Source organism: Xanthomonas nasturtii (assembly GCF_001660815.1).
Taxonomy (GTDB): domain Bacteria; phylum Pseudomonadota; class Gammaproteobacteria; order Xanthomonadales; family Xanthomonadaceae; genus Xanthomonas; species Xanthomonas nasturtii.
In genome coordinates this window covers 35,695-57,749 of the sequence record NZ_LYMI01000025.1, presented here as the reverse complement: position 1 = coordinate 57,749, position 22,055 = coordinate 35,695, and the positions used below count along the sequence as shown (strand labels likewise).

Below are 22,055 nucleotides of genomic sequence, written 5' to 3'. Positions count from 1 at the left end.
TCAGGCCCTCGTGTCGGCCAGGATCGCGGTCAGGGTGCGCTCGACCAGCGGCACCTTGAATGCGTTGTGTTCGGTGGGCTGTGCGCCGTCGAGCAGCACAGACGCAATGGCGCGCGCGCCCCGCTGCGATTTCGCTTCGGCCGCTTCGCTGCGCCACGGCTTGTGCGCAACGCCGCCGACGGCAACGCGGGCGCTGCCATCGCGTTGCACGACTGCTGCCACCGACACCAGCGCAAATGCATACGATGCACGGTCGCGTACCTTGCGGTACACATGCGTGCCACCGAGCGGTTTGGGCAAGGTCACTGCGGTGATCAGCTCGCCGCGTTCCAGCACGGTTTCCAGATGCGGCGTCTTGCCCGGTGCGCGGTAGAACTCGGCTAGTGCCACCGCACGCGTCTGGCCGTCCGGGCGCACCGTTTCGACCACGGCATCGAGCAAGCGCATGGCAATGGCCATGTCGCTGGGATGAGTGGCGATGCACGATTCGCTGGTCCCGATCACCGCCAGTTGACGATTGAACCCGCCGATGGCCGCACAGCCGCTCCCAGGCAGCCGCTTGTTGCACGGCTGATTGGTATCGTAGAAATAGGGGCAGCGCGTGCGTTGCAGCAGGTTGCCGGCGGTGGTGGCGCGGTTGCGCAATTGCCCGGAGGCGCCTGCCAGCAAGGCGCGTGACAACACCGCGTAATCGCGGCGCACACGCTGGTCTGCAGCTAGATCGGTATTGCGCACCAGGGCACCGATGCGCAAGCCGCCGTCGGGCGTGGCATCGATGGTGTCCAGGCTCAGGCCGTTGACGTCGATCAGGTGCGACGGCGTTTCGATCTGCAGTTTCATTAGATCGAGCAGGTTGGTGCCGCCGGCAATGAACTTGGCACCGGGCTGGCGCGCTGCCTTGGCTGCGGCATCGGCTGGCGAGGTGGCGCGCTCGTAGCTAAAGGCCTTCATGCGCGGTCTCCGGCAACCTCATTGATGGCATCGACGATGTTGGAATACGCACCGCAGCGGCAGATGTTGCCGCTCATGCGTTCCTGCAATTCGGGCGTGGTGAGCTTGGTCCTGCCGGTGAGGTCTTCGGTGACATGGCTGGGGATCCCGCGTTTCACTTCGTCCAGCACCGCCACTGCCGAGCAGATCTGGCCGGGCGTGCAGTAGCCGCACTGATAGCCATCGTGCTTGACGAACGCCGCCTGCATTGGATGCAGTTTCTCCGGCGTGCCCAGCCCTTCGATGGTGGTGACCTTGGCACCTTGATGCATCACTGCCAGCGACAGGCACGAATTCATGCGCTGCCCATCGACGATGACCGTGCAGGCGCCGCACTGGCCGTGATCGCAGCCTTTTTTGGTGCCGGTGAGGTGCAGGTGCTCGCGCAACGCATCCAGCAAGGTGGTGCGGTTATCCAGGGTCAATGTCACCGGTTTGCCGTTGACTTCGAAGGCAACCTGGCTGGATGCATTGGCCGGCTCGACCGCCTGCCGCTGCGACATGGCGGTGGCAGCAGTGGCAGCCATCGATTGGGTTGCGGCAACGCTGGCTGCGGATGCCGTACCCGCGATCAGTACCTCGCGACGGGTCATCTTGATGTCTCTCATGGCTGGCATCTCCAACAATGCTGGCTTATACAGTTCTTAATCAATGTGCAGCGCGGCCGGTCACAAGCGCGTGAGCGCGCGGCAGCGACGGCGGGACTGAAACGGCGGTATTGCCCGATTCTAGTGCCCGTTTTCGCCCGCATTGGCGCCGGCAACTGCATGCGCCTATGAACCACGCTCATCACTGTGTTGCGCGACCCCGGGCCCTGATGACGTTGGAGCGGGACAGGCTGGCTATGCGGTCGCGCGTGCAACACGTGCATCGTCGGCCACGGTGGCGATCGTAGACGAAAGGAGTGTCGGTCGTGCTCGCCAGCAGGCGCGGTGCGAACGGCCATTCTGCGAAAGCCGTCTTGATGGGTTTATACGCCAGTGGTGCCCCGCACCGCCAACGCACATTGCAGCAGGAGATGTCAGAACTCCAGCGCGACCTTGCCGAGATGCCCGCCGGATTGCTGTAGCGCAAATGCCTCGCCGATCTGCTCCAGCGCGTAGCTGCGATCGATCACCGGCCGCAGCGGCAAGCCGTCCAGCGCACGCACCAGATCCTGCTGATGCTTGCGGCTGCCAACCACCAGCCCTTGCAGACGTTGCTGGCGCCCCATCATTTCAGCGGTCGGCACCGGCACCACCGCGCCGGTCAATACGCCGATCAAGGCGATATGGCCGCCCACACGCGCAGCACGGATCGACTGCGTCAGCGTGCCGGGGCCGCCGACTTCGACCACATGATCCACGCAGCGCCCATCGGTGATGTCCAGCACCTGCGCCGACCATTCGGCGTGCTGCCGATAATTGACGACATGGTCGGCGCCGAGCGCGCGCACCTTCTCCAGCTTTTCGTCCGACGAGGACGTCGCGATCACGCTCGCGCCCATCGCCTTGGCAAATTGCAGTGCAAAGATCGACACCCCGCCGGTCCCCAGCACCAACACGCAGTCGCCGGCCTTGAGTCCGCCATTGACCACCAACGCACGCCATGCGGTGACGCCAGCGGTAGTCAGCGTTGCGGCCTCGGCATGGCTGTAACCGCCGGGCGCGTGGATGAAGGCATGTGCGTCGGCCACCACCGCAGAGCGCGCGTAGCCATCGACACCGTCGCCTGGCGTGGTCGCAAAACCGGCATGCAACGCCTCGCCATCCAGCCACTGCGGGAAGAAGGTGGAAACCACATGATCGCCTGCTGCGAACTCCTCGACCTCCGGTCCCACTGCTTCCACCACACCGGCGCCGTCGGACATCGGAATACGCCCGTCTGCGGTCGGCATCTGCCCAAGCACCACGCCCAGGTCGTGGAAATTAAGCGAGCTGGCATGCAGGCGCACGCGGATCTGGCCACGTGCGGGCTGCCCTGGATCGGGCAACGCAACGGACTGTAGCGAGGCGATGGCTGCGGGATGGCGATGACCAATGGCTTGCATGGGGTCACTCCTGAACATGATGCAGCGCACGGGACAGCATGCGCGCCGTTATGCGAACGCCGCCGAGCTGGCTTTCAGTCCGTAGCGTCGTCTGGTGTATGCACAGCGAACGCAACGGCGACCACCATTGCGCACAGCGGCACGTGCAAGCGGGCTGTTGCTTGCCGCATGAGGCAGCAATCACAAGTCCGCACGCGCGCGTACCTGTGCACGTAGCCACAGGGGCCGCGACGCGTAGGCTGGCACGGCGGTTGCATCGCCCTGATGTCCAGACAGGTAGCCACAGTGACGTCAACCACCAAGCGGCGACGGCAACGAGCACAACGGATCGCGCTGCATTTCGTGCTGACTGTGTCGTGGATGCTGCTGCTCGGTTCGGAGTACTGGTCCATCCACGAAGAGCGCGCAACCGCGCTGCGCAGCGCCCAGGCGCAGTCACTGAATCTGGCCAATTCGCTGGCGCAGCACGCCAGCGACACCCTGTCCATCGCCGATGCGGTGCTGTCGGGGCTGGTGTCGCGGGTGGAGCATGATCAAGGCTCCAGCGCCGCACGTTCGCCGATGCATGAATTTCTGGTGCGCGAAGCACGTCGCTCGGATCGGCTGCATGGCATCTTCATTTATGCGGCGGACGGCAGTTGGGTGAGCTCGTCGCTGGACAACACATCCAGAACGCACAACAACGCCGACCGCGCCTATTTCAAATATCACCGCAACCATCGCGACGCCTTGTCGCTGGTCGGCCCGCCCGTGCAAAGCCGCTCGGACGGCTCATGGGTGCTGACGCTGAGCCGGCGCCTCAACACGCCGAGCGGCGAGTTTGCCGGCGTGGTGCTGATCACCCTGCAACTGAGGTATTTCCAGAATTACTACAGCACCTTTGAAGTCGGCCCGCACGGCACCATCGGCATGACCAGCGACGATGGCATCGTGATGGTGCGCCGGCCCGACAAACAGGGCGTGATCGGCACGTCCATCGCGGGCACCTCGATCTACTTCACCATGCGCGCGCGCAAGCACGGCACCGCCACCTATCGCTCGCCGATCGATGGCGTGCAGCGCATTTCCAGCTTCGCGCCGACGCGGCCGTATCCATTGACCGTGCTGACCGGCGTCTCTGTCGACGATGCCTTGGCGAACTGGCGGCAGGCGGCGCGCCAGCGCATCGTGGTGGCCGCGCTGGGCTGCACGCTGCTGCTCGGCGTGGGGATCTGGCTGGATCTGCAGCTGCGCCGCATGCATCGCAACGAAGCCAAGCTGAGCACCGAAGCCTGGGTGGACGCGTTGACCGGCATCGCCAACCGGCGCGCCTTCGACTACCGGCTCTCGCGCGCCTTGAAGGACGCCGTTCGCGTGCAAGCGCCGTTGTCGGTGCTGATGATCGATGTCGACCACTTCAAGCTCTACAACGACACCTATGGCCATGTGAATGGCGACGCTTGCCTGCGCCTGATTGCCGGCGCCATTGCCGGCTGCTCGCGACGCAGCGAAGACGTCGCCGCACGCTACGGTGGCGAAGAGTTCGGCATGATCCTGCCGCATACCGACGCCGCCGGCGCACTGCGCCTGGCCGATGCGGTGCGCAATGCGGTCGCCGAACTCGGCCTGATGCACCTGCCCAGCCCCACCAGCGCGCATGTCACGGTAAGTATCGGCGCCGCCACCTTCGAACCGGGCGAAGCGCCCTTGAGCCCCAACACCATCGTGCAAGACGCCGATTCGGCGCTGTATCGCGCCAAGCAGAGCGGTCGCAATCGCACCTCGGCGTAATGCCTACGTCGGTTGTCGTGCAAGCGGATCGCATCCGGCGCGCTGTTTGTGTGGCTGAAACGCGTGCGATACGCGACTTCCCGCTGGTTTGCACTGGCCTGCTGCACTTCGCCAGACGGCTCCGGAACGGCATCGCGCCGACCCGGCTACGGCGTGCCGCTGCTCGCCGGCAAACCCCTCCACACTCGAAGGCGCTTCAGCTGCCACGCGCTTGCGGAATTCGCCCGCCAGCACCACCGGGGCTTGCCGCGCGGGATCTAGTTCAGCGATTCGCCGCGCTGCCACAGCGGAGGAATTCTGGTTTCTCTGGGCCACAGCTCATCCAGGCTCGGGACCTCGCGCAAGCGGCCGCCCAGCATCACCGCGTCGATCTTTTGCGCGTTGCCGATATCCAGGCGCGGATCGGCCTGCAGGATCACCAGATCGGCCAGCTTGCCGGCCTCCAGGCTGCCCAACTCCGCACCGCGCCCGATGCTGCGCGCACCGCCCAGCGTGGCGGCCTGCAGCACCTCGGCAGGCGTCATGCCACCTTCCACGTGCGCCTGCATTTCCCAGTGCAGCCCCGGCCCGGCGATCTCGCCGTGCGAGCCCATCGCCACCAGCCCGCCGCGGCGCTGGATGCGCGCCACGTCGCCGGCGATGCGTGGATACAGCATCAGCGACGGATCGATCCAGCGCTGCGACTGCGCCTGCTGCATGGCCACCTCGTACGGGCGGGTTGCGCGGAACGTCGCATCGCCCAGCGGCCGATCGCGGATGACGTAGTTGTTCTGCGCGGCAGGGCCACCGTTGGCGATCATCAGCGTTGCGTCATAGCTGGTGCCGCTGCGTGCCATCAGTTCGATCACATCGCGGTACAGCGGCGTCGGCAGTGCGTGTTCGTGCCCGGCGTAGCCGTCCATGACCTGGTTGAGGTCCAGTTTCAGGGCCAGCGAGCCCTCGCTGGTGGGGCGCATGCCCAGCGCGTGCGCGGCCTGCACCAACCACTGACGCTGGCGGCGATTGCCGACCAGATACTGCTTGATGGTGCGCGTGCGGTAGTGGTCGCGATAACGGCGAAGCAGCGCGCGTGCCTCATCCAGCGAGGCGATGCGGTTGAACGAGAACAGTGCCATGCCCGTGGTCGGTGCGCGCGCGCCCACCACCATGCCGGCATCGACCAGATCCTGATAGGCCAGCATGTCGATGCTCAACGAGGAGGGATCGAAGGCGGTGGTAATCCCGTAGGCCAGTCGCGCGCGCAGGCCCCAGGGCCGCATGTCGAGCAGATCGCGGCGAAAATCGGCGACATGGTCATGCACATCGATCAGGCCCGGAATGAGGAAGCGCCCACTGACATCGCGCAGTTGCGTGCCAGCAGGAATCTCCACACTGCCACGCGGGCCGATCGCGGCGATGCGCCCATCGCGCACCAGCAGGTCGGCGTCGGCAATGGCCTCGTCGCCACGCTGCGTCAGCGCGGTGGCGCCACGCAGCAGCAGCGTGCCTTCGGCCACATCGCGCGGGATCTCCACCCTGGCCTGCACTACCTGCGTGTTGCGCCCTGGCGTAGGCACATCTGCGTCCCAGCCCGGCGCATCGGCGGCATGCAGGGCGATATCGGCGCGTGCACGGCGGTAGACGCTGGAGCCGATCGACCAGGTGATGGTGCGGCTGTCCGCACTCCAGGCAAAGTCATCGGCACCGACATCGGTGATGCGCCGGTGGCGCACGCCGGGCGCCAATAGATCCACCGTCGTTCCCTGCGCGGGCACCGGCAGCAGGTGCAGCTGCTGGGCGACCTGGGCCAGCAGCCACTGGCCATCGGGACTGATGCGCAGGTCGTCCACCGGCACGCTGCCGTCCTGGAAATACCAACCCGGCCCCTTCACCACGATGGGGGCGTCGGCACGCCCGCTGCGCAGGTCGATGCCGATCAGGCCGCCGCTGCCCATCGCATAGACGCGGTCGGGCGCCGCACCGAAGTGCAGCGTGCCGCCCAAGGTGCCGCGATAGAGGATCGTGGCCTGGCCGCCCTGCGCCGGCAGCTGTTGCAGCTGCGCCTCGCGCACGCTGCCGAACACCATCGCGGCCTGCATGCGCGCCACGTTGTCGGACGCCACCACCAGCACGTCGCGTCCATCGCGGGTGAACAGCGGATGGGTGTAGTACGCGCCCGCCCCACGGCTGAGCTGGCGCGGGGCCGCGGCGCCGGGCTGCAGCGACCAGACCTGGCCGCCCTGCCCGCCGTCCCAGGTGACGTACGTCAACGCCTTGCCATCCGGCGACCAACCGGGATGGAAGGCCGGCACCTCTCCGGTGGGCAGCTTGCGTGGCCGCGCGCCGTCCTGCATGTCCATCAAGTAGAGCGCGCCCAGCGCAGAAAACGCCACACGCCTGCCGTCCGGCGATACCGCAGGGTCCTGGATCAGACGCGCCTGGACCGGGCCGGTTTCCTGGCGGATGTCAGCGCCGGTCAGTGGCCCCAGTTCCAGATCGACCGAGGCGGTAAACGGGATCGTACCTGCGCCCCGGCCATCCAGCGCAATACGCTCGAAGCGGCCGTTGCGGCTGAGCAGCAGCGCACGCCCATCGCGGCTGAAGGCGTAGCGCGGCACCAGATCCTGCCAGCTCTGCGCCTGGCTCTGGTCGTGCGCGATCGGAAAGGCGATCCAGCGGTCCTCACCGGTGGCGAGCGTGCGCAGGCGCAGCCCGGTCTGGCCTTGCTGGCGGGTGGCGTAGGCCAGCTGCTTGCCGTCCGGCGAAAGCCGCGGGCTGAAATAAGTGCCGGGAAACGGCCGGCGCCCAGGCACGCCGGGCACCGGCAACACCGTCTCTTCCTTGCCGGTGGCCAGGTCGCGCCGCACGATCGACCACAACTCCAGCTCGGCGCTGTCCTTGTCGCCACTGCGGCGCGCCGCGTAAAGCTGCCTGCCATCCGGCGACACCACCGCACCCAGCGTGCTCTGGTCGCTGGCGGCGCCCTCCGCGCGGACCGGTGCCACCAGGGTTTCGCTGCCATCCAGCCCGTAGCGCCACAGTTCGTAATCGTTGACCGACCAGCGAAAACGGCTGGCGTACAGCGCGCGGCCATCCGGCGCCCAGGCCGGCGACACCAGTACCGTATCGTCGTCGCCGAACGTGAGCTGTTGCGCGTCGCGCCCATCGGGCCGCATGCGCCACAGGTTCTCCGCACCGCTGCGGTCGCTGACGAAAGCGATCCATTGCCCATCCGGCGAGAACGTCGGCTGGCTGTCGAAGCCCAGGCCGCGGCTGATAGCCCTGGCCCGGCCGCCAGCGGCGTCCAGCGTGTACAGATCGCCGAGCAGGTCGAACACCAGCCGGCCATCGCGCGGCGACACGTCCAGCCCCATCCAGGTGCCTTCATCGGTCTCGAAGGCGATACGGCGCGTGGCCTGCAACGGCAGCGTCTGTCCCGGCGCCTGCCGCGGGCGCGGCATGCCGGGCGTCGCGGTTGTACCGGCAGCAGTGGCCAGCCACGGCAGCGGCAGATGCTCGGCGGGATCGTGGGCAAGCGCGGCAGCGGCCGCGATCGACAGACAGACCATCAGGCCAAGACCGAGCCACTGACGCACGCCACGCTCCTTCATCAAGACGCCACCTTGCGCAGGCGGCGTCGGATCATGCCAAGGACCTGCGCGGTTGCGTGGCGCAGGCGGGTTTCAAGCGCCGCTCACAGATCGACCGAGAACGAGACGGTCAATGTGCGCGGCGCGGCCAGCACCAGATAATTCGCCCCCGGCGCGCCACCGACCGACGACCAGAAGCTGCGGTCGAACACATTGTCCACGCGCGCACGCACGCTCCAGGCCTTGCCGCCGGCCTGAAACGCATAGCGCGCGCCCAGGTCCAAACGCGTCCAGGATGGGATGTGCCGCACGTTGACCGCATCGGCGTATTGACGGTCGGTATAGACCGCGCGCCCGTCGACCGTCAGGCCCGGCAGCGCAGCGATGTCCCATTCCAGGCCCAGATTGGCCTGCTTGTCCGGCACACCGAGCACGTCGTTGCCTTCGTTCACGCCGCCCTGGGTCTTGTTATAGCCGGCGTCCAGCAGCGTGAGGCCGCCCAGTGCGCGCAGGCCGTCGAGGGGCTGGCCGTAGAAGCTCAGTTCCAGGCCCTGGTTGCGCTGCTCGCCGTCGGTGGTCAGGCGTGCGTTGCTGACGATGGTATTGGGCTGGTTGATGCGGAACAGCGCCGCGGTTGCGCCGTAGCTGCCGGCGTCGTACTTGGCGCCTATTTCGACCTGCTTGGACTTGAACGGCGCCAGCAGTTCGCCGGCATTTTGCAGTCGCGTGCTGCCCGATAAAGCCGGCACTTCCTGGCCAGGCAACAGGGCTTCGGCGTAATTGGCATACAGCGACACCGCACGGCCGAACTTGAAGACAACCGCGCCGACCGGCGTCACCACGCTGTCGCTGTAGCGGCTGAGTCGCGCGCCGGTGGTGTAGTCGTAGCCGTACTGCTCCAGCTTCTGGTGGCGTGCGCCCAGGGTCAGCAGGATGCGGCCGTCATCGAAGGCCAGCGTGTCGGCGATGGCGACGCTGCGGGTCTCGTTCTTGCTGGTGGTCAGCGGCTCGAACAGCACGCCACCGGGCAACAGGCCACCCAGCGGTGCCACCGCCACCGGGTCGTACAACGTACCGACCGCCGTGCCGTAGCTGCCGAATGCAAAGGCGTTCTTCGAGTCCAGCTTGAAGGCCGACGCCGACGCGCTCAGGCGATGACCGACGCGGCCGGTGTCGAATGTCGCGCGGATGCCGACATCGCCGGTGGCGACCTTGTCTTCTCGGTAGTTGTCGAAGCGACCGGTGTTCAAATTGCCGGCGGCATCGGTGTTGGGATTGGCCAACACGTTGTGCTCGTCGCTGTCGCGCATGCCGACCGCTGCCCACGCCATCACGGTATCGGTCAGGTCGTATTCGGCACGGATCACGCCGAAAGTGTCGCGCTCCTGCGCGAAGGTCCAGGGCTGCGCGAAGTTGATATCGGCATCCGGGACGCGCGGAATTGCGCCCACCGGCGTGACGCTCGGACGCGGACGGTCGGTGCGCTGGTCCTGCCAGCCGATGTCGGCCGACAGGCGCAGCCGCTCGCCGCGGTAATCCACCCCCAGCGACCCCATGCCCAGCTCGCGATCCTCGTTGGTGGCGTTCTCGCCATCGCGGCGCGCAACGTTGGCGCGCACGCCCCAGGCACGGTCCTGGCCGAACCGGTAGGACGCATCGGCCGCGCCATACATCTGGCCGCCAGTCTCGCTGCCCAACGTCAGCCGGGTGAGGTCGTTCTCGCCCGCGCGCTTGGGCACCAGGTTGAAGGCCCCGCCGATCCCGCTGCCGCCGGGCGCGGCGCCGTTGATGAAGCTGTTGGCGCCGCGGAACACTTCCACCCGCTCCAGGAACTCGGCCGCCACGTATTGGCGCGGCAGCAGGCCGTACAGGCCGTTGTAGCTCATGTCGTCGGAGAACACGGGGAAGCCGCGTACCACGTACAACTCCTGGAAGTTGCCGAAGCCACGCGCCACCCGCACCGCCGGATCGTTCTGCACCACGTCGGCCACGCTGCGCGCCTGCTGGTTGCGCATCAGCTCGGCGGTGAAGTTCATGCTGTTGAACGGCGTGTCCATCACATCGAGGTTGCCGAACAGGCCAACGCGACCACCACTGGCGACCTGCCCGCCAGCATAGTCCGGCGGCAGCTCGACCTGCGAACCGTCGGCAGTGACGGTCAAGGTGTCGAGCGTCTTGGCATCGTCGAGGGGCGTTGCCGCGTGCTGCGACCACGCGATCGGCGCGGCACAGCAACAGGCGATGGCAACGGCAAGTCGCGCGCGCGGGCGCAGCGACAGGAAACGCGGAACACGAGCATGCATGCGGGGAACCTGGTCAGCTTGAAGTGAGACGCTGGCTGGGGACGCAGGTTCCCTGGCTGAGAGGCCGTCCGACAGCGCGCAGACGACGCGTAATTATGGCACCGCTCACGTCGTTTAAACATCCCGCAAAGGTGTGGGCACTACCACTGGCGTGGCCGGTGTCTGATGGCTGGCCGAGAAGCAACGACGCTCGCTTCCCGCAGCGGTGTTCGGGCTGAGTGTCGTGGATCGATGCCGGCGCTGCTGCAAGATAGCCAGCCCCTGCCTTGATTCGGGGTGCCTGCCGGCTGCAGTGGCGCGCCACAGGCGCCTACCCGAGCGAGCGACAGCCCGTGTCGACAGCAAAAATCCCGCTAGGGCAAGGCCTTGGCGGGATTCTGGTGATGCGCCATTCTGTGGAGATCAGAACGGGATGTCGTCGTCCGCGAAGTCGTCCATCGGCGGTGCCGACTGCTGCTGGGCCGGCTGCTGACGACGCGGCGCGTAATCCTGCCCGCCGCCCTGGCCGCCGCCGTATCCACCACCACCGCCCTGCCCGCCACCGCCGCCTTGCTGACGTGGCGCCTGCGAGCGCTGCGGGCGATCGCCGCCCATGCCGCCGCCACCGCCGCCTTCACCACGGCCGCCAAGCATCTGCATCTCGTTGGCGACGATGTCGGTGCTGTACTTTTCCACGCCGTCCTGGCCGGTGTACTTGTCGTAGCGCAGCTCGCCTTCGACATACACCTGCGAGCCCTTGCGCAGGTACTCACCGGCGATTTCGCCCAGCTTTCCGAAAAACACCACGCGGTGCCACTCGGTGCGTTCCTGGTTATTGCCCTCGCGGTCCTTGCGCATGCTGGTGGTGGCCAGGCTCACGCGCGTGATCGCCATACCGGCCTGGGTGTACTTGGTGTCGGGATCGTTGCCGAGGTTGCCGACGAGGATGACTTTATTGATGCCGCGGGCCATAGGTGCTTCCGAGATGATGCGCTGGCGCCGGGGGCGCGCAACGAGGAATGTCTGTGCGGCAATGTTACCGCACCTGCCCCTCGACGGTCCTGGCAGGTTGCCGCGCGACGCTGCCGGGCAAGCGCCCTGCCAGGGGTCGGAAATCCAGCCCGGCCGGGCCTTTGCGGCTTCCGGCCGAGCCGCGCGGATGGCAAATGTGAAGACACCGGTTGTGCCCGGCGGGACGGATCCGGCCCGGGCACCTATAATCGACACACATCACGAACGCCTGCGCATGACCATCGCCGAAGACCTCCCCACCGTTCTGGGCCTGCCCCAGATCCAGTCCCTCGCCGCGCCCGACATGGCTGCGGTGGATGCGCTGATCCGTCGCCGCCTGGCCTCGGACGTCGTGCTGATCAACCAGATCGCCGATCACATCATCTCTGCCGGCGGCAAACGCCTGCGCCCGATGCTGGTGATGCTGGCCGGCCACGCCGCTGGCGGCTCCGGCCCGGAGCACCACCAGCTGGCGGCGATCATCGAATTCATCCACACCTCCACCCTGTTGCACGACGACGTGGTGGACGAATCGGACCTGCGCCGCGGGCGCAGCACCGCCAACGCGCTGTGGGGCAATGCGCCCAGCGTGCTGGTGGGCGACTTCCTGTATTCGCGCAGCTTCCAGTTGATGGTCGAGCTGGATCGCATGGAAGTCATGCAGATCCTGGCCGACACCACCAACCGCATCGCCGAAGGCGAAGTGCTGCAGCTGTTGCACGTGCATAACCCCGACACCGACGAAGCCGCCTACCTGCGCGTGATCGAACGCAAGACCGCGGTGCTGTTCGCTGCCGGTACCCGCCTGGGTGCGCTCGCCTCGGGCGCCACGGCCGAGGTGCAGCAGCAGTTGTACGACTACGGCATGCAGCTGGGCTTCGCCTTCCAGATCGCCGACGACGTACTTGACTATGCCGCCGAGGCATCGGACCTGGGCAAGAACCTGGGCGACGACCTGGCCGAAGGCAAGGCGACGCTGCCGCTGATCCACGCCATGGCGCATTCGGATGCGGCCACGCGACAGCGCCTGCGGCAGATCGTCGAACAGGGCGACGCGGCGGCGATGCCGGAAGTGCTGGCCGCCATCCACGCTACCGGCGGGCTGGACTACAGCCGTCAGCGTGCTGCCGAATATGCCGCCGCCGCGGAACACGCGCTGCAGGCCTTGCCGCACAGCCCGGCAGTGGCAGCGCTCCGCGGCCTGGCGCGTTACGCGGTCGAGCGCACGCACTGATCCAGAGCGCTGGGCGCTCTGGACGGGATTTGGGATTGGAAATTGGGGATTCGCAGCGGCGGCTTGCGCGAACTTTCTTTTACGAATCCCTGTATCAGGCAGCCAAATGGTGGGTCAACGCAAACCCCTGAGCAAAAACTCAGGGGTTTGATGCATTGAAGGACGGGACCGCGCTCTTGCGAATCCCAGATCCCGAATCCCAAATCCCGGCTACTTAGCAAACCGCTCGTCGAAGAAATCACCCAGCATGCGGTACGCGCGCTTGGCCGCCCGCGGGTTGTACAGGCAGCCCGGCGGGCTGTTGGCATCGGCTTCGGCGAAGCAATGCACCGCGCCGCTGAAGTTGACGAACTGCCAGTCTGCGCCGGCGGCATTCATCTCGGTTTCGAACGCGGCGATATCTGCCTTGCTCACGCTCTTGTCGTCGGCACCGTTGAGCACCAGCAGCGGGGTTTTGGCCGTGCCGGCGGCTGCAGGGCTGGGGGTGGCGATGCCGCCGTGCAGGCTGACCACGCCGGCCAGCTGCGCGCCCGCGCGCACCAGTTCCAGCACCGTGGTGCCACCGAAGCAGAAGCCCACCGCACCGATGCGCGTTGCATCCAGCGGCGCCGTGCCGGTCTGCGCCTTGAGCACCTCAACCGCTTTCAGCGCGCGTGCGCGCAGCGTCGGCGGATCTTTCTTCAGGGCACCGGCGAATTGCCCGGCCTCGCTGTCGTTGGCGGGGCGCTTGCCCTTGCCGTACACGTCGGCCACCAGCACCACGTAATCGTCGCCGGCCAGCTGCTTGGCCTTGGTCACCGCCGAGTCGTTGACGCCGCGCCAGTTCGGCACCATCACCAGGCCGGGGCGCTTGGCAGCGCCGGCATCGTCGTACACCAGCACGCCGCTATAGGTGTCCTTGCCGACCTTCCACTCCAGCGGTTTGGCCTGCATCGCCGCCGCTGCGGGGAAGGCCAGCGAGGCCAGAACACCGATCAACCCAACGCCACGCCATGTCCGTCGCTTGTGCATGTGCTTGCTCCCAGGATGGTGCGGCGAGTGTAGGCGCTGCCGGCGTGCAGGAGGGGTCGTCATTGCCGCTGCCGGCACTGCATCGACAGTCGGCTGGTCGCAGCGAGCTGGGGAAGTCCGCCTCCGCTGCGCGTGCCGGTTTTCAATCGCAGCGGCCCAGCGGCCTCGGAGTTGGCGCGGCCAGCACACCGTTGCGCAGTCGTTGTGTAGCGTGGAGGCCGCCGAGCAACTGCAGTGTGCGAGGTGCACATGCCGATTGCGGGGCCCGACTACGCCTGCCTGGCGGTCAGCGCAGTCGGTCTGTTAGCCGCGCTCAATGCACGCCCAAGCCGGGAATCGCGCTGATCGCCGCCGGGTCGAACCCCGCCAGCTGCGCGAAGTGCCGGCCACGCGCAACGTAGTCGCTATACGCCCCGAAGCTGGGCGCACCCGGCGAGAGCAGCACCACACCGCCCTGCTCGCCCAGCGCCTCACGCGCCAGCTGCATGGCGTGTTCAAGATCGTTGGCAGCATGCAAGCCCAAGCGCCCGGCATCGGCAAACGGCGCCAGCAGCGCATGGATGCGTGGCCCATTGGCACCCATGGTGACGATCTCCAGCGGCGGCTGCCGCGCCATGTGCTGGGCGAAATCCTGCCAGTCCAGACCGCGGTCGTGCCCGCCAACCAGCAGGGCCACGCGACGCTGCGCAAAGCACGCCAGCGCAGCCAGCGAGGCATGCGGCGTGGTGCTGATCGAATCGTTGACGTAACTGACGCCGTCCACGCTGCCCAACAACTGCAGGCGATTCGGCAATGGACGAAAGCTCAGTGCGGCCGGCGCCAGTGCCGGCGCATCCAGGCCCAGCGCTTCCACCGCTGCCAGTACCGCGCATAGATTGCGGCGATTGTGTTCGCCGGGCAGCGGCACCTCGGCAGTGTCGAAAACCCCCTGTTCGCCGCGATAGACCACATCGCCGCGCAGGTGCCAGCCATCGGAATGGTTGAACCACCGCACCTGGCTATCGGGCAACTGCAGGCCGGCAAGATGCGGGTCGGCGGCATTGAGCAGCGCGATGCGCGGCCGGCCTTCGGTCACCAGCGACAGCTTGTCGCGCACATAGCGCGCCTCATCGCCGTGCCAATCCAGATGCTCGGGAAACAGATTCAGCACCAGCGCCAACTCCGGACGTGCGCCGCTGCGCCCCACCTCGCCGGTCTGGTAGCTGGACAACTCGATCGCCCAATACGCCGGCGGCGGCTGCGGCTCCAGCACTTCCAGCAACGGCTGGCCGATGTTGCCGACCAACGCAGTGCGATGCCCGGCGGCGCGCAGCAAATGCGCCAGCAGCGCGGTGGTGGTGCTCTTGCCCTTGGTGCCGGTGACGCAGATGACGCCAGGCACGCTGCCGTCCGGCTGCGCGTGCTCGGCAAACCACAGCGCGGTGCCGCCGATGAAGTGCGTGCCGTATTCGTCGCTCGCGATGCGTGCTTCGCTGCGATACGGGCTGATGCCGGGCGACTTCACCACGATGTCGAAGCGCCCCAGCGCCTGCGCGCTGGCGTCGGTTTCCACATCCAGGGCCATATCGGCCAGCGTCTCGAGTTCGCGCGCTTCTTCGGCGTTGCAGAACACCGTCAGCGGTTGGGCGGGCAGCCGTGCGCGCAGTGCGCGATACGCCGCGCGTCCTTCGCGCCCCCAGCCCCACAACGCGACCGCCTTGCCCTCAAGCTGCGAAATTCGCACGCACGCGCTCCCACAGCGCCGCTGGAATTCGGTGCTCGCCATCGATGGCCATCAGCGCTTCGACCTGCAGGTCGTGCTGATCCAGCTGCGGCTGGATCTCGCGAATGAAGCGCTTGACCAAGGCGTCTTCCTTCCACTCGGCGCGGCTGGCCAGCACCGCCATCGCCGCACGCGATTCGCGGCCTTCGCCCACGCATTCGAACGGCTTGTGGTCCTGGAATTCCAGCAACGCATCGTAGCCGCCGGCCTGGCTGGCATCGTCGAGCAGATTGCGCCCGAAGATCTTGACCAGCCGCGTCTTGGGCATGAACGGTGCCAGCGCAAGAAACACGAAATGGCACTTCGGGCACACGCCGCACCAGCGATGCACCGGGCGCTCGCCCATGATGTGGAAGTTGCGGTTGCAGCTGGAAAAATGCGCGTCGTAGTGGTCGGTCTTGGCGAACTGCCGCGCCACCGCCAACTCCGACAACGGCCGCAGCAACGAGTAATAGCGCAGGTCGGCCGCCACCTGCCGCTGCACGTAAGCGCCGAAGGCCTGTTCGAATGCCCAGCCCTTGGACCACTGATGATTGACTTCGCCGGTGCCGGGAATCTGGCTGCCATAACTGGCCGAACGTTCGTTGGAAAACACCACCTGGTCCACGCCGGTGAGCAGCGCTGCCAGCACCAGAATGGCCGAATTCACCGCGGTCACCGGGATGTGCCCGTTCCACGCACCCTGGCGATTGAGTTCGAACAATTCCGATGCCAGCACACGGCCGATATTGAGCACAGGCAAAGCGGTGCGCTCGGCGCAGGCGCGGATCAGTTGCGAGCCGCCGATCCAGCTGACGGTCTGCTCCACGCCGGCATGGCGCAGCGCTTCGATGCTGACCAGCGAATCCTTGCCGCCGCCGATCGCCACCAGCGCATGCTCGCGCAGGCCGAGCGCAGGCGCAGTGCCAGGCGCTTGTGCAGCGACCGGGAAATTGATCTTGCCGTGCAGGTTCAAGCCATTGCGGTACGCAAATTCCCCCAGGCCGTGGAGATACACGCTTTCCACCAGCGCGGCGGTCTCGGCATCGATGCTGTAGCTGTCGATGGCGATGTTCGGCGGTACCGCGGCCTTGAAATAACTCACCCCTGCAATGAGATGCAGCAGCCGCAGCGCCTGCTGCACGGCAGTGGCATGCGCGCCGTCCAGCACGAACGGCGCACCCGGCACCGCAACGGTCTCGACCAGCTCCGGCCCCTGGTCGAAGGCATACACCAGCGTCGCCACGCCGGTCTGCGCGTCGAGTGCGCAACGCACGAAACGGAAGGTGGAAATCTGGTGTTTGTCGAAAGCGCTCATGGACTACCTGCAAGAACACGTACACGACGCAGATAACGTCGGCACAGGACATATTCAATCATGGAAAACGGCACTGCCGCCCATAGCAGCGGCAGGCAACCGATCACGAACACCAGCAGCATCACATCCGAGCGCATCACCTGTGGTTCGCCGGTGATCGCCAAGGCGACCAGCAGATACAGCAACAACGCCGGCAAATAGCCAAGCGCGCTGAACACCACGGTGCGCAATGCCATGCCGCCGGCGCGTTGTGCTGGCGCTCGCTCGGCGCGCCGCCTGTGCCAGGATGCTGCGCCCCAGGCGCCGACGCCGGCAGCTAGCAGGCCAGGCAAGGTCCATTTCAGGCTGTCGGTCCACGGCATCCGCAGCCCGGCCATGTCGATGGCGGTGGAGAACACCATCGACACGCCACCGGCCAGCGTGCTGAGCGCCACGAACTCAGCCAACGGGCGCATCGATCACCTCTTCGCGTGGCAGCTCGCGCTGGTTGTAGGTGCTGGCCATGGAATAGCCATAGGCGCCGGTGTCGGCGACCAACACCACATCGCCCGGTGCGGTCGCCGCCGGCAGGCGGCGGCGCTTGCCGAACACGTCCGACGATTCGCAGATCGGCCCGACGATATCGAACGTCCCATCGGCCGGCGCGTCGAGCCGGCTGAGGTTTTCGATGTCGTGCCAGGCGTCGTACAACGCTGGGCGGATCAAGGTGTTCATGCCGGCATCCAGGCCCACGCGCTGCACGCCGTCCTTTTCGATCACCTGGGTCACCTGCGCCAGCAACACCCCGGCTTCGGCCACCAGATACCGGCCGGGCTCGATCGCCAGGCGATAGCCCGGATGCACGGCCTTGACCTCGGCCAGGCCCTTGGCCCACACCTCCAGATCGAACGGCTCGTCTTCGGCGCTGTACGGAATCGGCAGGCCGCCACCGATATCGATGGTTTCCACGGTGCCGATGCGCCGCGCGAAGCCGGCCAGTTCGTCGTACATCATGCGCCAGTGCTCGCCGGTCTCCACGCCACTGCCCAGGTGCGCATGCACGCCGGTGATGGTGACCTCGAGCGTGCGCGCCATTTCGACGAACTCATCCACGCGTGTGGACGACAACCCGAACTTGGACGCCTTGCCGCCGGTATTGACCTTCTCGTGGTGCCCGTCGCCGTGTCCCAGGTCGATGCGCAGCCACACGTTGCGGCCGCGGAACACCTCCGGCCAGTTGCGCAGCGCTTCGACGTTGTCCACGGTCACGGTCACGCCCAGTGCAAACGCGGCCTCGTACTCGGCCTTGGGCGCAAAGCTCGGGGTGAACAACACGCGCCGTGGCGACAGCTCCGGCAGCGCCTGAAACACGCGGCGCAATTCGCCATGCGAGACGCATTCCAGCCCGAAACCGGCCTGCTCCAGCGCCATCAGGATGGCCGGATGCGCATTGGCCTTGATCGCGTAATAGCGCTGATCCACCGCGGCAATCTGCGCCAGCGCATGCGCTCGCGCACGCACGGTGGGCAGGTGATACACATAACGCGGCGTACCGGCCTTGGACAGCGACAACAGATGCGCGCGTTCGGCATGCCACCAAGGCGTAGGACGCGGACGCACCGAGCCGATGATCTCGCGCCAGCGCGGGCCGAACACCTCGCCTTCGCTCACCGGCATGGCGCCGCTGTCGATCAGCTCGGCATGCAGGATCGGCAGCAAACCGTCGGCATCGGCCTCGTCGATGACGAAGGTCAGGTTCAAGTCGTTGGACGACTGCGAAATCATGTGCACGCGTTCCTGCCCGAACGTTGCCCACACATCGGACAACTTGTGCAGCAACGAGCGCATGCCACGCCCGACCAGCGTGATCGCCGCGCAAGGAACAATGATCTTGACCTTGCAGATCTGCGACAGATCGGCCGACAACGCCGCCAGCACATCGGTGTTGACCAGGTTTTCGGACGGATCCAGCGACACGGTGACGTTGGTCTCTGCCGAGCCGATCAGGTCCACCGACAAACCATGCTTTTTGAATAGCGTAAACACGTCAGCCAGGAAGCCGACCTGCTGCCACATGCCGATGCCTTCCATCGACACCAGCACGATGCCGTTGCGGCGGCTGATCGCCTTCACACCCAGCACCGGCTCGGCATTGCCGTCGATGCTGGTGCCGGGCAGATCGGGGCGTTCGGTGTCCAGGATCGCCATCGGCACGCCGGAATCGCGGCACGGCTTGATCGAGCGCGGGTGCAGCACCTTGGCACCGGTGGTGGCGATTTCCTGCGCTTCGTAATAGTCCAGGCGGGTAAGCAGGCGCGCGTCCGGCACTTCCTTCGGGTTGGCGCTGAACATGCCGGGCACATCGGTCCAGATTTCCACCCGGCTGGCGCCGAGCAGCGCACCGAAGTACGCCGCCGAGGTATCCGAACCGCCACGCCCCAGGATCGCGGTGCCGCCATCGGCGTGCCGCGAAATGAAGCCCTGGGTGATCAACAAGCGCGTGGACTGCGCATCGAAGCGCGCGCGCCAATCGGCGTCGGACTGCCACTGGCAGGACACCGACAAGCGCTTGGACCACTCGCTTTGATTGGGTTGCGGCGGCAGCGCTGACAACCACTGGCGCGCATCCAGCCAGCCCATGTCCAGGCCGTTGGCGTGCAGATACGCAGCACCGATGGTGGAGGACAGCAATTCGCCCTGCCCCAACACCTCGGCCTGCCAATCCAGCGTGCGCATGGCGGCGCGTGCATCGCCCACCAGCGCATGCAACGCGGCAAGACGCTCGCCCAGCACCGCATCGGCGTCGAGCTCCAGCTCGGCCAGAAACTCGCGATGGCGCTGTTCCAATGCCGCCACGCGCTGCGCGCTGTCGGCGGCGCCATCGGCAATGGCGGTCAGCTCGTTGGTCACGCCCGACAAGGCAGACACCACCACCAGCACGCGGCCACCGGTTTCGTTGGCCCGTTTGCTCGCCAGTTTTCCAATCGTGTCCCAGCGATGACGACGCGACACCGAGGTGCCGCCGAACTTGAGGACGATCCAACGATCGGTAGAGTGGGGAGCTGACATTGAGATAGGCGTTTAGATGAGGGGGTAGATGCCCGGTATACCGAGCGGAACCTCCGATTCTACTGCCAATGCCGCTCGCATGACCCCGCGTGCGATCACGGCACGCGGGCCGCTACGTCCACTGCCGCATCGGTTTGCGCTGCAACCATCGGCATGCCTTTCATCGACCGAGAGCCACATCATGAGCAAACACCGCTATCTGCAACTGGATGTCTTCGCCGGCCAGGCCGGCAGCGGCAACCCGCTGGGCGTGGTGTTCAAGGCAGAGACGTTGTCGTCCGCGCAGATGCAGCAGATTGCCGCGTGGCTGAATCTGTCGGAGACGATCTTCTTCCTGCCGGTCAGCGTGCCCGACGCCGATTACCACATCCGCATCTTCACTCCGCGCGCCGAGCTGCCGTTTGCCGGGCATCCCAGCGTCGGCGCGGCCTGGGCAGCAGTCACGCACGGCCTGGTCGCCTACACACCCGACGGCCAGCTCCGCCAGCAATGCGCAGCCGGCGTGCTGCCGGTGGAAGTGTTCGACCGGCATGGCGCCTTGCTGGTGCGGCTGCGCGCGCCGCGTGCGCGCGCCATCGACACTGGCACGCTCCATGCCGACGCGCTGCGCGCAGCCAGCGCCGGCCTGCGCGTCAGCGCGCAGCCGGCCGCGCTGTGGAACAACGGCCCGAACTGGTGGCTGCTGGAACTGGCCGACGCGCAGGCAGTGCGGCAGGCAGGCCCGGACCTTGTCGCCATTGCGCGCCTGACCCAGGCCAGCGCCGCCGTTGGCCTCGCCATCTACGCGCCCGTACACGATGGCGATGCCGACTTGGTCGTCCGCGCGTTCTGCCCGGGCGACGGCATTCCGGAAGACCCGGTCACCGGCAGCGCCAATGCCTGCATTGCCGCACGCCTGCATGGCGAAGACCGCTTGCCCGGCACAGCGTCGCGCTATGTCGCCAGCCAGGGCCGCGAGGTCGGCCGCGACGGCCGCGTGCACGTGGAGGTGGATGCGCAGGGCGAGGTCTGGATCGGCGGCGCGACGCAACAAGTGATCGAAGGCCGCATCGATTGGTAAGCTGCCGCGCCCTCAACGCGGAACCGCCACCATGACCACCCGCCGCTTCCTGCAACTGGATGTGTTCTCCGCCCGCTCCGGCAGCGGCAATCCGCTGGCGGTGGTGCTGGATGCGCAGGGCCTGGACGATGCGGCGATGCAGGCGATTGCGCGCTGGACCAAGCTGCCGGAAACCACCTTCGTGTTTCCTGCCGCAGACGCGCACAGCAGCTACCGGTTGCGGATGTTTTCGCCGCAAAAAGAAGTCCCGTTCGCCGGCCACCCCAGCGTGGGCACCGCACATGCCGTGCTCGAAGCAGGCCTGGCCGCGCCTGAAGATGGCGTGCTGGTGCAGGATGGCATCGCCGGTCAGTTGCCGCTGCGCGTGGACCAACGCGACGGACACCGCAGCATCGCGATTCGCACGCCGCGCGCACGTGTGACCGAACAGGTGGACGCTGACGACCCGCGCCTGCGCGATGCCCTGCACGGCTGGCCGCTGGGCACCCTGCCGCCTGCGCTGATGGACGGCGGCCGCACCTGGTGGGTGGTGGAGCTGGCCAGCGAGGCCGCGCTGCGTGGCCTGCAGCCGGACTGGGACGCGATTGCTGCGTTGGCCGAAGCCACCGGCAGCATGGGCGTGTTCGCCTATGCCCGCGCCGCGGCACCGGGTGCTTACGATCTGGCAGTGCGTGCCTTCGTCGGCAATGGCCGGCGCTTCGAAGATGCGGCGTCCGGCGCGGCCAACGCAGTGCTTGCCGCATGGCTGGACAGCCGTAGCGCGTTGCCCGGCACCGATCGCCGTTACGTGGTCAGCCAGGGACGCGAAATCGGCTTCGACGCCTTGCTGGAACTGCGCATCGATGCCGACGGTGACGTGTGGTCGGGTGGCCAGGTACAGACGGTGATTCGCGGCACGCTGGATTGGACGTGAAGCCGTTGACGTATCGACCAGGCCGCCCGACGTGGCGCGGCCAGTGTTCGGAGCCGGCCGCATTCACCACGCCGGAAAC

At 66.8% G+C, this 22,055-nt stretch carries 15 protein-coding genes; 4 read left to right on the top strand and 11 right to left on the bottom strand.

Translation table 11 applies throughout. The annotated features are described in order from the left end of the window. The 3 genes from A7D16_RS11025 to A7D16_RS11015 form a co-directional block, all read right to left on the bottom strand. Entirely contained in the window at window positions 1-951 is a 951-nt protein-coding gene (locus A7D16_RS11025; RefSeq protein WP_064632604.1) for an FAD binding domain-containing protein, read from the bottom strand. Further along, a complete protein-coding gene (gene paoA / locus A7D16_RS11020) occupies window positions 948-1,607 on the bottom strand; it encodes an aldehyde dehydrogenase iron-sulfur subunit PaoA (RefSeq protein ID WP_275655045.1) in 660 nt (219 codons plus the stop codon). Before paoA ends, A7D16_RS11025 begins: the two co-directional genes overlap by 4 nt. Before the next feature lie 404 nt (window positions 1,608-2,011). Further along, complete coding sequence (locus tag A7D16_RS11015) at window positions 2,012-3,019, bottom strand: zinc-dependent alcohol dehydrogenase family protein (RefSeq protein ID WP_064632600.1); 1,008 nt, start codon at window positions 3,017-3,019, stop codon at window positions 2,012-2,014. A 264-nt stretch (window positions 3,020-3,283) separates the two neighbouring features. Here A7D16_RS11015 and A7D16_RS11010 point away from each other — a divergent pair, with 264 nt between their 5' ends. After that, window positions 3,284-4,789 (top strand): sensor domain-containing diguanylate cyclase, encoded by a 1,506-nt coding sequence (locus A7D16_RS11010; protein ID WP_193395457.1) that lies wholly within the window; start codon window positions 3,284-3,286, stop codon window positions 4,787-4,789. 257 nt (window positions 4,790-5,046) lie between these two features. On the opposite strand, the gene A7D16_RS11005 is transcribed toward A7D16_RS11010, so the two are convergent. From A7D16_RS11005 to A7D16_RS10995, 3 genes are all read right to left on the bottom strand, one after another. Continuing rightward, window positions 5,047-8,379 (bottom strand): amidohydrolase family protein, encoded by a 3,333-nt coding sequence (locus A7D16_RS11005; RefSeq protein ID WP_064632595.1) that lies wholly within the window; start codon window positions 8,377-8,379, stop codon window positions 5,047-5,049. An 83-nt stretch (window positions 8,380-8,462) separates the two neighbouring features. Beyond that, window positions 8,463-10,661: a TonB-dependent receptor gene (locus A7D16_RS11000; RefSeq protein WP_082925782.1), complete on the bottom strand. Its 2,199-nt coding sequence runs from the start codon at window positions 10,659-10,661 to the stop codon at window positions 8,463-8,465. Window positions 10,662-11,063: 402 nt separating this feature from the next. After that, window positions 11,064-11,612 (bottom strand): single-stranded DNA-binding protein, encoded by a 549-nt coding sequence (locus A7D16_RS10995; RefSeq protein ID WP_064632593.1) that lies wholly within the window; start codon window positions 11,610-11,612, stop codon window positions 11,064-11,066. 274 nt (window positions 11,613-11,886) lie between these two features. On the opposite strand from A7D16_RS10995, the gene A7D16_RS10990 reads away from it, so the two are divergent. Next, a complete protein-coding gene (locus A7D16_RS10990; protein ID WP_064632591.1) occupies window positions 11,887-12,885 on the top strand; it encodes a polyprenyl synthetase family protein in 999 nt (332 codons plus the stop codon). Window positions 12,886-13,095: 210 nt separating this feature from the next. Here A7D16_RS10990 and A7D16_RS10985 read toward each other — a convergent pair whose 3' ends face one another. The 5 genes from A7D16_RS10985 to A7D16_RS10965 all read right to left on the bottom strand — a co-directional run bounded on the left by A7D16_RS10985 (window position 13,096) and on the right by A7D16_RS10965 (window position 20,003). Continuing rightward, complete coding sequence (locus A7D16_RS10985) at window positions 13,096-13,896, bottom strand: dienelactone hydrolase family protein (RefSeq protein WP_064632589.1); 801 nt, start codon at window positions 13,894-13,896, stop codon at window positions 13,096-13,098. Between the two features lie 313 nt (window positions 13,897-14,209). After that, entirely contained in the window at window positions 14,210-15,619 is a 1,410-nt protein-coding gene (gene murD / locus A7D16_RS10980) for a UDP-N-acetylmuramoyl-L-alanine--D-glutamate ligase (RefSeq protein ID WP_064632587.1), read from the bottom strand. Then, window positions 15,600-16,955 carry a UDP-N-acetyl-alpha-D-muramoyl-L-alanyl-L-glutamate epimerase gene (gene murL, locus A7D16_RS10975; protein WP_064632585.1) on the bottom strand — a complete coding sequence of 452 codons (1,356 nt, stop codon included), beginning with the start codon at window positions 16,953-16,955 and terminating at the stop codon, window positions 15,600-15,602. The genes murD and murL overlap by 20 nt, the downstream gene beginning before the upstream one ends. After that, window positions 16,952-17,410 carry a hypothetical protein gene (locus A7D16_RS10970; RefSeq protein ID WP_064632583.1) on the bottom strand — a complete coding sequence of 153 codons (459 nt, stop codon included), beginning with the start codon at window positions 17,408-17,410 and terminating at the stop codon, window positions 16,952-16,954. The genes murL and A7D16_RS10970 overlap by 4 nt, the downstream gene beginning before the upstream one ends. Next, window positions 17,394-20,003 carry a bifunctional aspartate kinase/diaminopimelate decarboxylase gene (locus A7D16_RS10965; RefSeq protein ID WP_064632581.1) on the bottom strand — a complete coding sequence of 870 codons (2,610 nt, stop codon included), beginning with the start codon at window positions 20,001-20,003 and terminating at the stop codon, window positions 17,394-17,396. Before A7D16_RS10965 ends, A7D16_RS10970 begins: the two co-directional genes overlap by 17 nt. Before the next feature lie 181 nt (window positions 20,004-20,184). Here A7D16_RS10965 and A7D16_RS10960 point away from each other — a divergent pair, with 181 nt between their 5' ends. Further along, entirely contained in the window at window positions 20,185-21,063 is an 879-nt protein-coding gene (locus A7D16_RS10960; protein ID WP_064632576.1) for a PhzF family phenazine biosynthesis protein, read from the top strand. Between the two features lie 31 nt (window positions 21,064-21,094). Next, on the top strand, window positions 21,095-21,976 hold the full coding sequence (locus A7D16_RS10955) for a PhzF family phenazine biosynthesis protein (protein WP_064632573.1): 882 nt from the start codon (window positions 21,095-21,097) through the stop codon (window positions 21,974-21,976). Window positions 21,977-22,055: the final 79 nt, after the last annotated feature.

Coding starts and splice junctions, on each gene's coding strand:
- A7D16_RS11025 (WP_064632604.1), bottom strand. CDS start 951: ATGAAGGCCTTTAGCTACGAGCGCGCCACCTCGCCAGCCGATGCCGCA.
- paoA (WP_275655045.1), bottom strand. CDS start 1,607: ATGCCAGCCATGAGAGACATCAAGATGACCCGTCGCGAGGTACTGATC.
- A7D16_RS11015 (WP_064632600.1), bottom strand. CDS start 3,019: ATGCAAGCCATTGGTCATCGCCATCCCGCAGCCATCGCCTCGCTACAG.
- A7D16_RS11010 (WP_193395457.1), top strand. CDS start 3,284: ATGTCCAGACAGGTAGCCACAGTGACGTCAACCACCAAGCGGCGACGG.
- A7D16_RS11005 (WP_064632595.1), bottom strand. CDS start 8,379: ATGAAGGAGCGTGGCGTGCGTCAGTGGCTCGGTCTTGGCCTGATGGTC.
- A7D16_RS11000 (WP_082925782.1), bottom strand. CDS start 10,661: ATGCATGCTCGTGTTCCGCGTTTCCTGTCGCTGCGCCCGCGCGCGCGA.
- A7D16_RS10995 (WP_064632593.1), bottom strand. CDS start 11,612: ATGGCCCGCGGCATCAATAAAGTCATCCTCGTCGGCAACCTCGGCAAC.
- A7D16_RS10990 (WP_064632591.1), top strand. CDS start 11,887: ATGACCATCGCCGAAGACCTCCCCACCGTTCTGGGCCTGCCCCAGATC.
- A7D16_RS10985 (WP_064632589.1), bottom strand. CDS start 13,896: ATGCACAAGCGACGGACATGGCGTGGCGTTGGGTTGATCGGTGTTCTG.
- murL (WP_064632585.1), bottom strand. CDS start 16,955: ATGAGCGCTTTCGACAAACACCAGATTTCCACCTTCCGTTTCGTGCGT.
- A7D16_RS10970 (WP_064632583.1), bottom strand. CDS start 17,410: ATGCGCCCGTTGGCTGAGTTCGTGGCGCTCAGCACGCTGGCCGGTGGC.
- A7D16_RS10965 (WP_064632581.1), bottom strand. CDS start 20,003: ATGTCAGCTCCCCACTCTACCGATCGTTGGATCGTCCTCAAGTTCGGC.
- A7D16_RS10960 (WP_064632576.1), top strand. CDS start 20,185: ATGAGCAAACACCGCTATCTGCAACTGGATGTCTTCGCCGGCCAGGCC.
- A7D16_RS10955 (WP_064632573.1), top strand. CDS start 21,095: ATGACCACCCGCCGCTTCCTGCAACTGGATGTGTTCTCCGCCCGCTCC.